The sequence below is a fragment of the Flavobacterium galactosidilyticum genome (assembly GCF_020911945.1).
GTDB lineage: Bacteria > Bacteroidota > Bacteroidia > Flavobacteriales > Flavobacteriaceae > Flavobacterium > Flavobacterium galactosidilyticum.
Map to the genome: position 1 here is coordinate 1,725,289 of NZ_CP087135.1, position 13,608 is coordinate 1,738,896.

General features: G+C 34.4%; 8 protein-coding genes and 3 tRNA genes. 6 read left to right on the plus strand and 5 right to left on the minus strand.

Annotated elements, in window-relative coordinates:
* Positions 1-21: 21 nt before the first annotated feature.
* Together LNP27_RS07575 and LNP27_RS07580 are read right to left on the minus strand one after the other, a co-directional pair.
* Positions 22-1,572, minus strand: coding sequence for an OmpP1/FadL family transporter (locus tag LNP27_RS07575; RefSeq protein ID WP_229943991.1), 1,551 nt, complete (start codon positions 1,570-1,572; stop codon positions 22-24).
* 51 nt (positions 1,573-1,623) lie between these two features.
* Positions 1,624-2,682: a hypothetical protein gene (locus LNP27_RS07580; protein ID WP_229943992.1), complete on the minus strand. Its 1,059-nt coding sequence runs from the start codon at positions 2,680-2,682 to the stop codon at positions 1,624-1,626.
* 101 nt (positions 2,683-2,783) lie between these two features.
* On the opposite strand from LNP27_RS07580, the gene proS reads away from it, so the two are divergent.
* From proS to rpsT, 5 genes are all read left to right on the plus strand, one after another.
* Positions 2,784-4,262 carry a proline--tRNA ligase gene (gene proS, locus LNP27_RS07585; protein ID WP_229943994.1) on the plus strand — a complete coding sequence of 493 codons (1,479 nt, stop codon included), beginning with the start codon at positions 2,784-2,786 and terminating at the stop codon, positions 4,260-4,262.
* Between the two features lie 78 nt (positions 4,263-4,340).
* A tRNA-Glu gene (locus tag LNP27_RS07590) sits at positions 4,341-4,412 on the plus strand.
* 48 nt (positions 4,413-4,460) lie between these two features.
* Positions 4,461-4,532, plus strand: a tRNA-Glu gene (locus tag LNP27_RS07595).
* Between the two features lie 39 nt (positions 4,533-4,571).
* Positions 4,572-4,643, plus strand: a tRNA-Glu gene (locus tag LNP27_RS07600).
* Positions 4,644-4,676: 33 nt separating this feature from the next.
* Entirely contained in the window at positions 4,677-4,928 is a 252-nt protein-coding gene (gene rpsT, locus LNP27_RS07605; RefSeq protein WP_229943996.1) for a 30S ribosomal protein S20, read from the plus strand.
* Between the two features lie 71 nt (positions 4,929-4,999).
* Here the strand turns inward: rpsT and LNP27_RS07610 are convergent, their stop codons facing one another.
* Both LNP27_RS07610 and LNP27_RS07615 read right to left on the minus strand, forming a co-directional pair.
* On the minus strand, positions 5,000-5,410 hold the full coding sequence (locus tag LNP27_RS07610; protein WP_229943997.1) for a response regulator: 411 nt from the start codon (positions 5,408-5,410) through the stop codon (positions 5,000-5,002).
* On the minus strand, positions 5,410-7,134 hold the full coding sequence (locus tag LNP27_RS07615) for a PAS domain-containing sensor histidine kinase (RefSeq protein ID WP_229943999.1): 1,725 nt from the start codon (positions 7,132-7,134) through the stop codon (positions 5,410-5,412). The genes LNP27_RS07610 and LNP27_RS07615 overlap by 1 nt, the downstream gene beginning before the upstream one ends.
* A 171-nt stretch (positions 7,135-7,305) precedes the next feature.
* Between LNP27_RS07615 and typA the strand changes: the two genes are divergently transcribed.
* Positions 7,306-9,102 carry a translational GTPase TypA gene (gene typA, locus LNP27_RS07620; protein ID WP_229944000.1) on the plus strand — a complete coding sequence of 599 codons (1,797 nt, stop codon included), beginning with the start codon at positions 7,306-7,308 and terminating at the stop codon, positions 9,100-9,102.
* Positions 9,103-9,336: 234 nt separating this feature from the next.
* On the opposite strand, the gene LNP27_RS07625 is transcribed toward typA, so the two are convergent.
* Positions 9,337-13,608 carry a T9SS type B sorting domain-containing protein gene (locus LNP27_RS07625; RefSeq protein ID WP_229944002.1) on the minus strand — a complete coding sequence of 1,424 codons (4,272 nt, stop codon included), beginning with the start codon at positions 13,606-13,608 and terminating at the stop codon, positions 9,337-9,339.

Below are 13,608 nucleotides of genomic sequence, written 5' to 3' on the forward strand. Positions count from 1 at the left end.
AATTCAATTTTTTAATTTTTCTTATAATTCAAATAACAGAGATAATGATACATTGTTATTGATGGCATCAATTTTTGCTCCATCAGTAAAGCCTTGACCAAAAAATCCTTGTTGAGAATTTCTCTTAGCGTATGAATAGGCTAAGTCTAATTTAGTTGAGCCAAAATTGTAACCCAAACCAGCTGAATAACCAGTTAAATCTCCAATAGTCACAGCATTTTTATAAGGGCTTTGCTCATAGCGATATCCACCTCTTAAACTTACGGCATTAATTCTGTATTCGGCACCTATTCTTAATTCTCCTGCGGTATCTAGTAATGTATTTAATTCGTTATTCAACGCGCCATACCCTGGTTTGAATTTGGTTTTGCTATAATCTTTCATGGCGTAATCAACACTAATAAGACCAGATTTTCCGAATATATAAGCTAAACTACCGGTCATTTTACTAGGAGTTTGCAGTTTATAAGCTTCATATATGTTAACGACTCTAGGATCTACAACATCAGTTACATCATTTACATTTGCCGCACTACTTACTACAGTTAGTTTTTGTGAAAGCTCATCATTTAAGGTATACCAAGTTGGTGATTCATAAGCCAATCCAATACGAAATTCATTTGTTAATTTAGCAATCGCTCCCGCTTGGAATGAAAATCCAGTTCCGTACGTATTTAACGTGTTGTCAAATTGTACTTGCGAAACCGTGTAATCATTAGTTAGTGGTGCGTTGTTATCTTCATAAAAACGAGAGGTCTTTTGTAAATCTGTAAAATGTGAGTTTAAATTTAATCCAAGATACAGTTTGTCTTTATAAGAAGTAGCGCCATTAAATGATAATTTTCCGTTATATCCAGTGCTAGCTACTGAGTTTTCTTGGTAGTAATTTCCTCCTGTCGGAACCATAGAGGAGTACGTGCTGTTAGGATTATTAACGTCATTAGCGTCAATTATAAAACCTTGATCGTAAAAAGCAATCATAGCTTGTTGTGCTGCAAAACCGTAAGGTAAATTGCTTCCTAAATAAGAATATAAATCTGAAATTGATTCTCCAGTTTTTCTATTTACAAATTCTTGAGGTATCGGAGCTCCATTATTTCCGGTATTAGCATAGCTCAAAAAGTATTTGTCGATAGAGTTATTTGGGTTTGTTCCTGCCGAGAATAATCTGTTTTCAAAATTATTCGTGTTTTCATAGTTAACTGCTACTGAGATTTTTCTCCAATTGCTGCCACTTCTATTGTTGAATACAAATACAGCTCCTGCTTGATTCAAATCGAGAGAGTTTTCTTTATCAGAAGTTTTAGTGCCAAAGTAATCTGAATTGTTTTTAGTATTAAAACTACTTAAAGTCAGTCCCATTTGATTGTTTGAAAAAACCGCTGACCCCGCAGGGTTTACATTAATTGAAGATAAATCACCTCCAAGTGCACCAAAAGCACCACTCATTGCTCTAAATCGTGCGGTACCATTCAAATTTTCTTGAGAATAAAGTAATGCATCAGAAATTTCTTGAGATTGTGCAATGCTAGCGGTAAAGCCTAGTGCGAATAAGAATATATATTTTTTCATGTGATTTGAAGGTTATAATTTAATACTGTAAAAAAGGTAATTGAACTTTTATTATCCTCTACCGCCTCTGCTTCCTCCGCCTGAAGACCTCATTGATCCACCTGAAGATCTTACTTCACCTCCGGATGATCTGGAGTTGCTGTTTGAACTGGGGGTGTATGATCTAGAATTATCTTCACTTCTTGGTGCTGGCGTGTATGAACGCGCAGGTGTGTTACTTTCAGAACGCCCATTATTAATGTTTCCTCTTCTAGGTGCGGATTGACTGCTATTTTGATTATTATTTCGACTGTTATTATCTTGCTGTGGATTTCTCGAAAAAGTTGGACTCGTTCTGTTGGTTGAGTTTCTATTAAAATCCGTGCTTTGTCTATTCTCTGAATTTATAGCTCTTCTGCTAATTGTATTATCTTGTGTTCTGGAATAATTACTTGAATTTCGCGCATTTATGCCTGATCCAGAATTATTGTATGAAGAACCTCTTCGACCTGTATTGTAGGAACGTGTTCTATTATCGTAATAATGAGGATAGCCCCAATTATTTCCGTAGTAGCCATTTCCGTAATATCCGTTTCCATACCAATTATTTCCATACCAGTTATTCCAACCAAAACCTATGTTCACTCCCCAGCCGTACCCATAATTCCAACCGAAGTTATTGCCGTACCAATTATTCCCATAGTATCCGTTTCTGTACCAACCATTACCATACCAATTATTGCCGTACCAATTATTCATTGCCCACCCGCTATCATAATAGTTTATGCTAACAGTTTGAGGGTTGCTACCCCAACCGGGATAACTGCTGTCATTATTTTGGTCTGAATTATTATCTAAATCATAGCTACTGTAATTATCTACATTTGTGAAAATTTCAGCAGATTCATTGTTATTTTGCAGAGAGTTGAAATACTCTTTGTATTGATTTTGATCGTATAGATTGTTTTGAGGCTCTCTTCCAACAGTAACATTTGCGGTGTTACCATAAATCCCGTCAGAATCATAGTAAGAGCTATTTTGGTAGGAGCCACAGGATGTCAATAAGACACTCAAAAAACCAACAATGTAATATATTGATGTATTTTTCGGAGAAACAGTATTAGTTTTCATATCTATGGAGTTTTTTATTGTTGCACATTACAAAAATAGTTAGTTTTGTCGAACTATTTACGTAAAATTATTAATGCAAAATTTATGCCAAACTATTCAGTATGAGTAAGAACTTAACTAAGAGATCAGAAGATTATTCAAAATGGTATAACGAATTGGTTGTCAAAGCCGATTTAGCCGAAAATTCAGGAGTTAGAGGCTGTATGGTTATCAAGCCGTACGGTTATGCGATATGGGAAAAAATGCAGGCAGAATTGGATCGAATGTTTAAAGAAACTGGGCATCAAAATGCTTATTTTCCACTTTTTGTTCCTAAAAGTATGTTTGAAGCCGAGGAGAAAAATGCAGAAGGATTCGCTAAAGAATGTGCTATTGTAACGCATTATAGATTGAAGAATGATCCAGATAAACCCGGAAAATTGATGGTTGATCCTAATGCGAAATTGGAAGAGGAATTGATAGTTCGTCCTACGAGTGAAGCTATAATTTGGTCAACATATAAAGGATGGGTTCAATCGTATAGAGATTTACCTTTGTTAATCAATCAATGGGCGAATGTGGTTCGTTGGGAAATGCGTACACGTCTTTTTCTTAGAACAGCTGAATTTTTGTGGCAAGAAGGACATACTGCTCACGCTACAAAAGCAGAGGCGGTAGAGGAATCAGAGAAAATGATGAATGTATATGCTGATTTTGCTCAAAAATTTATGGCAATACCAGTTGTAAAAGGATTAAAAACAGAAACAGAACGTTTTGCTGGCGCAGAAGAAACGTATTGTATCGAGGCGTTAATGCAAGATGGGAAAGCATTACAAGCGGGAACTTCTCACTTTTTAGGTCAAAATTTCGCAAAAGCATTTGATGTGAAATTTGCTAGTGCCGAAGGGAAGCAAGAGTATGTTTGGGGAACCTCATGGGGAGTTTCTACTCGTTTGATGGGTGCTTTAGTAATGACTCATTCAGATGATCAAGGTTTAGTGCTTCCTCCAAATTTAGCTCCTATACAAGTAGTGATTGTTCCTATTTACAAAACGGATGAGCAATTGGCTGCTATCTCTGCTGAAGTAGCTGTTTTAACTGCAGCGTTGCGCAAACTAAATATTTCGGTAAAATTTGATGATAGAACTACTCAAAAACCTGGTTTTAAATTTGCAGAGTGGGAATTAAAAGGAGTTCCTGTTAGAATCGCAGTAGGTCCTAAAGATTTAGAAAACGGAACATTTGAGATTGCAAGGCGCGATACGTTGACAAAGGAGGTCGTTTCTAAAGAAGCAATTGAAGTATATATCAGTGATTTATTGACTCAAATTCAGCAAGATTTGTTTAATAAAGCACTCGATTATAAAAATTCTCATATCACTGAAGTAAATAATTTTGATGAGTTTAAATCGGTTTTAGAAACTAAAGGAGGTTTTGTGTCAGCACATTGGGATGGTACTGCAGCTACTGAAGAGAAGATTAAAGACTTGACTAAAGCAACTATAAGATGTATTCCTCTAGATAGAGTTTTAGAGGCGGGAAGCTGTGTGTTTACTGGGAAAAGTTCAGTAGGAAGAGTGTTATTTGCTAAGGCTTACTAAAAAAAAAATATTTTTTTTGCGTAAGCTATTGTACGTTTCAAAAATAGTTGTATTTTTGCATCCGCATTAGAGAAGCAGGGCCCGTTCGTCTATCGGTTAGGACGCATGGTTTTCATCCATGTAAGAGCGGTTCGATTCCGCTACGGGCTACTAATTTTCTTGCAAATTAAAGTCATCCTGAACTCAGAGGGATAAAATGGCCCGTTCGTCTATCGGTTAGGACGCATGGTTTTCATCCATGTAAGAGCGGTTCGATTCCGCTACGGGCTACAAAATTCAATTTTATATTGAGAAAACTTAGGGGATAATGGTCCGTTCGTCTAGGGGTTAGGACGCCAAGATTTCGTCTTGGTAACAGGGGTTCGATTCCCTTACGGACTACAAAAAAATTAGTAAAAGAAAAAAAGCAATATAATGGCAAATCATAAATCAGCTCTAAAGAGAATCAGAACTAGCGAAAAGAAGAGAGTATTAAATAGATACCAACACAAAACTACTCGTAATGCAATTAAAGCATTAAGAATAGCTACTGACAAAAATGATGCTACATCTAAATTGTCTACTGTTATTTCTATGATTGATAAATTAGCTAAAAAGAATATTATCCATGATAACAAAGCTTCTAATTTAAAATCTAAATTAACGAAACTTGTTGCTAAATTGTAATTAACACAATTTATTTGATACAAAAAAAAGCTCTTAATTTATTGAGAGCTTTTTTTTGTATACAAACATTTTTAACCAAGTTTGCTTTTTAAATATTCTAGCATAATTACAGTTATCGGTTTTGACAAAAAGTCTATTACCATTGGATAGTTTTTTGATTTCTCCTGGTCTTCTGGATCAATGGTTGAGGATAGTATAATAACTTTTATAGAGTGGAATTCTGCGTATTCTGGAGTAATAAAATGATCTAAAAACTCCCAGCCTCCCATTACAGGCATATTTAAGTCTAAAAATATAAGTTCTGGTTTAAGCGAAGGTTTGTCTTTATTGTTTGAGTATTTAATGGTGTTGAAGTATTGAAGTGCTTCCTGACCATTTTGAAAAGTGAAGATTTCATTAGTAAACGAAGCTTTAGTAATTACTTTTTTGCATAGCATTAAGGTTATTGGGTCATCATCAACGCATAAAATTTGGTTTAGCATTATTGTTTGTTTTTGAATATTAATGTGAATATAGTTCCTTTATTGACTTGGCTTTCGATGTCGATAATTCCACCCATAGTTTCCACCTGAGATTTTACTAAATATAATCCAAGCCCTTTACTGTCTGGGTAGTTATGAAAACGTTGGTATAATCCAAACACTTTGTCTTTGTTGCGTTCTAAATCAATTCCTATGCCGTTGTCTTTAAAAGTTAAAATAACCGCGTCGTTCAGTTGGCTTGTCGCTATGGATATTTTGAGTTTTCTATTTTCAGATTTGTACTTTATAGAATTTGTTAATAGATTCATTAAGATGCTCTCTATATAAGCTTTGTTGACATAAAGTGTAGTTGCTTTTTCGAAATCAAGTTTAATGATTGGTTTGTATAATTCAATTTGAGAATTTAGTTGGCAGAAGACATTTTCAAAAATTCCTTTCAGTAAAAGTTCTTCTTTTAGAATGGATGGATTGTCTTTAATGATCATAACTTTTGCTAAATCATTGATAGTGTCATTTAATAAATGTGTCGATTTGCTAAATCCGCCTATTAATTCTTTTAATTCTTGATTGTCGTTTGGAGTGTCTTCAATTAAATTTAAAAGTCCAATTAAATTAGACAATGGTGCTCTCAAATTATGTGAAGTTATATAAGAAAATTGCTTTAAATCCTTATTGTTTTGGGTTAATTCACGAATTAGCTGTTCTTTTTCTTTTTCTTTTTCTTGATTTTTTTCTTCGGTTACATCTCTTTGTATAGAAATCCAGTGTGATACCTGATTTTCCGAATTGTAAATTGGAATCATTGAGAAGCGAACCCAATATTCTTCGTTGCTTTTCTTATAACTGATGGTTTCTATAAGGCATTCTTTTTTCGCTTTTATTGCATTAATTAGTTTAAAGTATTCCTGCTCATCGGAATTTGGTCCCTTGAAGATATCTGGTGTTTTTCCTAAGATTTCGTCAGATTCATATCCAGACATATTGGTAAAAGCAGGGTTGGCGTAAATTATTTTTGGAATCGTTAAATTTTCCGAATCTGGTTCAGTTATAATTATTGAATCTTTCGATTGTGTAATAACGGTTTCTAGTAACTTAAGTCTTTGTTCTTCTTCCTTTTGTTTAGTGATGTCTTGAATTGCACCAATCATTCTAATGGCTTTGCCATTATCGTCTTTTAATAAAAAACCCCTATCTAAAACATACTTATAAGTGTTATCAGCGCATCTAAAACGATATTGATCTTGCCAGTTCTCTGTTTTTTGTTCAATGAACGAGTATAGTTTTATAGACATTTTTATGCTGTCCTCAGGATGAATTTTATCGAACCACCAATCAGAACTTTTTCCTACGTCTTCTGGTGAATAACCAAAAACACTTTCTATCCCTTTGTTCCAAGAGATGCTGTTGTCTTGTATTTTCCAATCCCATATAGTGTCACTTGTAGCTTTTGCTACAATATTATATTTTTCATTAGATTCTTTAATTTCTTTATTTGTTTTTTTGAGCTTTTCAAATGTAATGCGGTTTCTCTGGTCGTTCTTAGAAAGAATAAATTTGAAAATTATACCAGTAAAAAGTACAAAGAGAATGTCTTGGATAAAAGCGTAAAATGTACTATTTTCATTATAAGTATGGTTTTGCTGTAGTGCTTTATGACTAATAATAACTACAAACAAAGAGACAAGTATGTAGGTGATGATTACCTGATTCGTTTTACTTTTCATTACTCAAATGTAAATAATTATTGTCTAATTATTAAACATCATTACTAACTTATTTTGAACTTTTTTTTGCAAGAGTTTTTAGTTGCTAATGCGTTAGTTACATGGAAACTATTTGGTAAATGTTATTTATTTAAAAAAAAATTGTACATTTGCGCCCATTAAAAAACACAGATGGAATCTATAAGAAACATTGCAATTATTGCCCACGTCGATCACGGTAAAACAACAGTGGTTGACAAAATTATGTATCACTGTCAACTATTTCGTGACAATGAAAACTCAGGTGATTTAATCCTTGATAATAACGACTTAGAGCGTGAAAGAGGTATTACTATTACGTCTAAAAACGTTTCTGTTCAGTATAAAGGGACAAAAATTAATATTATTGACACTCCTGGTCACGCCGATTTTGGTGGTGAAGTAGAGCGTGTATTGAACATGGCTGATGGAGTTTGTCTACTTGTAGATGCTTTTGAAGGGCCAATGCCACAAACACGTTTTGTATTACAAAAAGCGTTAGATCTTGGTCTAAAACCTTGCGTTGTTATTAATAAAGTTGATAAAGAAAACTGTACTCCTGAAGAAGTTCATGAAAAAGTTTTTGATTTAATGTTTGAATTAGGTGCTACTGAAGAGCAATTGGATTTCCCTACTGTTTATGGTTCAGCTAAAAACAACTGGATGTCTGATGACTGGAAAGTGCAAACAGAAAATATCGAGCCATTACTAGATATGGTTATCGCTAACGTACCAGCTCCTAAAGTATCAGAAGGAACTCCACAAATGTTAATTACATCTTTAGATTTCTCTGCTTTTACAGGTCGTATCGCTATTGGTCGTCTTGAAAGAGGAGTTTTGAAAGAAGGAATGCCAATATCTTTAGTAAAAAGAGATGGTACTGTTTCAAAATCTAGAATTAAAGAATTACATACTTTTGAAGGTCTTGGACGTAAAAAAGTACAAGAAGTAATTGCTGGAGATATTTGTGCAATTGTTGGGGTTGAAGGTTTTGAAATTGGTGATACTATCGCTGATCATGAAAACCCTGAAGGATTAGCATCTATTGCTATCGACGAACCAACTATGAGTATGTTGTTTACAATTAATGATTCTCCTTTCTTTGGAAAAGAGGGTAAATTTGTAACTTCTCGTCATATTAGAGAACGTTTAAATAAAGAATTAGAGAAAAACTTAGCAATGAAATTAGGTGAAACTGATTCAGCTGATAAGTTTATGGTTTTTGGTCGTGGTGTACTTCACTTATCTGTTCTTATTGAAACAATGAGAAGAGAAGGGTATGAGTTACAAATTGGTCAGCCACAAGTTATCATCAAAGAAATTGATGGTAAAAAATGTGAGCCTATCGAGGAACTAACAATCGATTTACCAGAAAACCTTTCAGGTAGAGCGGTAGAATTTGTTACTATGCGTAAAGGTGAAATGTTGAGTATGGAAACTAAAGGTGACCGAATGGTTGTAAAATTCAATATTCCATCTCGTGGAATCATTGGATTGCGTAATCAATTGCTTACTGCTACTGCAGGTGAGGCTATTATGGCACACCGATTCATAGGGTATGAGCCTTACAAAGGAGAAATTTCTGGACGTAACAAAGGTTCATTAATCTCTATGGAAAAAGGAAAAGCTATCCCTTACTCTATTGATAAATTGCAAGATCGTGGTAAGTTTTTTGTTGAACCAAACGCTGAAATTTACGAAGGACAGGTTATTGGTGAAAACTCACGTAGCGATGATATGTGTGTTAACGTAACTAAAGAGAAAAAGCAGTCTAACGTACGTTCATCTGGAAATGATGAAAAAGCGAGAATTATTCCTCCAATTATTTTCTCTCTAGAGGAAGCATTAGAGTACATTCAAAAAGATGAATATGTTGAGGTAACTCCAAAATCTATTCGTTTGAGAAAAATCTATTTGACTGAAACTGATAGAAAAAGATTCAAAATCTAAGACTTTGAAATTTCAATATTTAAAATCCCAAATTCCTATTATAGGAATTTGGGATTTTTGTTTTTAATTGTCTTCCGGAATTAAAAAATGTTAGTTTACTACTTTGATTGCGTGAAGGATAGGAGCCTGCTACCGAAGTAGCGCGGATAGCCTGACAGCATAAGGAAAAGGGCCAACCCACTATTATGATCAGTTGGCCCTTTTTGTTTATGGTGGCACGCCCAAATAATTTTATTATCTTTTTAGGCTGAAATGTCCTTTAGCTTGGCGCCCATCTTCTAACTTGACAGTGTACCAATAATCATCTGAAGGTAGTGGCGCACCGTTGAAAGTGCCATCCCATCCTTGGCCTAAAGGGTTCAATTGTTTTAGTAATTTACCGTATCTATCGAATATATAAATAGTGGAATTTGGATTAAAATTTGAATTTATTCCTTTTACGTTCCAATAATCATTGTATGTATCGTTGTTTGGAGTAAAAAACTTAGGAATCCCAATTACTGAAATAGTTTTACTTACAGTTCCACAACCATTGATGTCATTTATAAACACATCATGAATACCGGAAGGCACATTGCTAAATACGTTATAGGTCTGATAGGGTCCTGAAGGATTATCGAGACTGTATTCGTATAGGCCTTTTCCGGTTACATTGATAGTTACTGAATTTATATCGGTAAAATCTACAATAGCAATAGTTGTGATAGTCGCTATGTCTGATGCGGTGACTTTTATATTCCTAGTGCTACTGCAACCTAAAAGTGTGCTTACTTCAACAGTATAATTTCCTTCAGCATTAACAATGATTGTTGGGGTTGTATCGGGTAAAACCACGCCATCTTTTGACCAAATATAGGAGTAATCAGTAGCCGGTGAACCGTCCTGAATTCCTGCAGAGAGTGTTACGACGAAAGTGGGATCATTAGAGCAAACTAGTTGATCTTGACTATGGTCTTCGTTGGTGTCTATTTTTGGTTTTGGATTTACTATGAGTTTAATATAGGGGCCTATACCAAAACAGGCATTGTCCAACGTGCTATCTACTCGTATCCATATTTGTTGAGAATTTGGACTGCTATTCCTATAATTTGTAATGTCATTGATTCCATTTAGTTGTGATAAAGCATCTGCTTGATTTTGGTAATAATTTATAGTGTAGTTTCCTACTGGGAGTATGTTATTAATATCTGTTGCGACACTACTTAAATCAAAAGTAGCGATTCCATCTTTATCATCGTTTAAGGAATCTATATAATCATCACAAGTTTCAAATGTTTTTTGGAACGTGTTAGGAATTGAAGTGGCTGAAATTTTTAAATCAATTTGCGCTACGCTAAAACATCCATAGCTATTTTCAATTCTTACCCAAACGGTTTGGTTAAATGAAATTTGATTTGTGAAAGCTAAAGGGTCATTAATCAATTGCAAAGGATCTTCCGTGTTTGCTCCAGCAAAACTTTTATAAAAAGTAAAATCTTCAGAATTAGAAGTGCTGGAAATATAAACATTTTTTATGGTTAGATTAAAAGCGGTAAGACCATCTAAATCATCATCGCATTGTACTATAGATATATTATTAACAATCGGAAGCGGATTAGTAATTAGAGTGGTTTCATCCGATAATAATTTACAGCTATTTCCTGTTTTATTTAGTTGAACGCGATATTTATAGCCATTCATTATATTTTTTACATTTGTTAGAACTAGACTATTTGTTGTAACTCCTGAGTACGTTGCATCGTTAACAATATTATTCCAGCCTGAACCTGAATTTAATTCCCATTGATAGGTTTCTGCATTATCTACAATGTTAATAACTGTGTTTTGAAGTTCACATGTTGGAGTAGCTTGTGGTTGTATGGTAATTAGTATTGGTGAGGCAATTAAATAGTTTGCGTTTGGCGTAGTATAAGGTGCTCCAATAATCAATCCATTTGGATCTACTGTAAATGGAGAGCTTGCATACCTTCCATCGCCTTCAGGATCAAGAAAACCCGCTTCGATAACGTCATTACAAAGATCGCCATCGCTATCTAAATCACGATAATTTTTGATACCGTCGCCATCAAAGTCAGTAGCAGTTTCAACTGAATCTAAAATCCCATCATTATCGCTATCTAAATCTAAATAATCTGGAACGCCATCTAAGTCAGTATCTACTGGTGTAAATCCAGGTTCCAAGGCATTATCTAAGCCGTTTTTATTCGTGTCGGCGTTTGACATAGCCACGGAAACGTTGCCCTGAGCTTCTATAGTATCCGGAATACCGTCGTTATCAGTATCGGTGTCTAAATCATCTGTGATACTGTCATTATCAGAGTCTCTTGTAATTATTTCTTTGATGACAAAAGTGGCTTTATTAGAATTTATATCTGAAAGATTATAGTGTATAAATTCTACTTTCTTTGCAAGATAGGATTCGATTTTAAATGTACCTGTTCCGGGTAAGAGCGAAGTAGTTCCTTTTAATCTAAATCGGATTTCGAAAGAAGAAAATTCTTTAACGCCGCTTTCAAAAACCCCGTCATAATTAGTGTCTACCTCAAGTTGCCCATCCGGATCTGTTAGTGTTAGTGTTTGTGATGGATCAACTCTTAAAACAAAATCACCGTCATTATTTGCCAATTCACTTACGGAAGTTGTTTGCGTGGCGGTATCTGCAGTAATATACTCAAAACTTATAGACCGTGGATTGGTAAAAGTCATACTATAGGTATTCGATTTTGTAATTCCCGCTGGTACGATAGATAGAAATCCCCAATTAGTTTTCCCCAGTATAGGACCGTCTCCTGTAATTACTCCACTAAAATTCGTTCCTAAAAGTGTGTTACTTTGATTTATAAAATTTGAAGTAGATTCGACAGTATTTAGTATCCCGTCATTGTCTAAGTCAATATCAATATTATTGTTTACCCCGTCTCCATCTGTATCTGGAGGACATATGCTAACTGGGATTTTATCGGATAATGTAGAAATACAATTTAAGATACTTCTTCTGACTTGGTAATAACCAGCTTGTGTAGGGAGAATACTGTTGGATATTGCGCCAGGAATATCAACACCATTAAAAATCCACTGAAAACTATAATCTGGATCTGGATTAGTTTTTAATGTTATGTTTGGAATACAGTTTCCTGTTACTGATAGATTAGTTTCTAATAGAATCTCAGGTTTTAAGTCAAATCCGGAGTAATATCCTCCGTAAGTGGCTACGTTGTTAGTCCCATAATAGGAAACATAAACTTGCTTACTGGATTTTATGCTAACATTTCCCGAAAGGGAATTAAGAGAGTAAAATACAAAATTGGAATTTCCGGCAATTGGTCTAGGAGTTGATACAATTGGATTATTATCTATCTCAACCGTTGCACCAGTTTCAGTAACAATATTTACAGTACCGTTAAAAAATTTATTTCCAATTTTATCTATATCAGGTATATTATCAACCACTTTTGGGGTGGAACAATTGAGCGGTGGAACAAAAAATAAATTTTGATTAGCATTAGAATTTTCTCCAATACTTTGATAAGCAAATACTTTTTTAGATGTTTCTATGGATAAACTACCATTGGTAAAAGCACTTCCATCTAAGATATATTTTTGACCAGCTTCGATAGTTTCTACGGCAGTTGGGCTTCCATTAACAAAAATTTCAGTGTTATCTTCGTCTGCAATGAGTAAAACACGTTCTATTGCATTAAAACCATTTCCTTTTATGAAAATGTATTCGGCGCCAATTTTATCTGCGCCAACGATTTGATCAAAGCCTAAATCTCTTCCTGAAGTGCTAGCATTTGATGGATCGTTAGTTCCTCCAAATGATCCACTATTGACTACTATATTTTTATCGGACTCGATTAAGGCCCCAATTAAATTGAAGCCTGAAAGCCCATCGATTGCTAAAATATAACTTTGATTTTTATTTAAAGTGATAGTTTCCGGCCCATCAAAAATAGTTCCGTCGGCTAAAACGGTTCCAGGTAGAATATTTGAAATGGTTATTGTTGTGTTATTCTCGGTAGCTAAAATTGAAAAGAAATTTAGTAGTCCAGCGATGTTTGATGTGTTTAACATTGCACCAGCTCTAAATCGCTTACCTAAAGCACTATTGCCTTTTGCTAGTAGTCCTCCCGCCTGATTTCCGTTACCTGAATTAGTTCTAACACTAGCAAATATCAAACCTTCAGCTTCAATAATATAACCTTTATTTGAAACTACTCCCGTTGAAGTACTTGTGACAAATAGTTGCGTATTAATACCGCTACCTATGTAGTGCTTATACGCATTGCTGTTGCTAACAGTCTCGTTTATTATATTTCCACCAATTTCTATAATTTTAAAATTAACAATAGTAGTACTAGGTGTAGAGATATAAATATAATGGTCTTGAGGAGTTACCGCAGAATTATTATTTGAAGTTAAGGGTGGTATATAGTGTGTCTTACTTAACTGAGCAAAGCAGGTTATTGATATAAAAGCAAATAAGAAAAGTAAATTTTTTTTCAT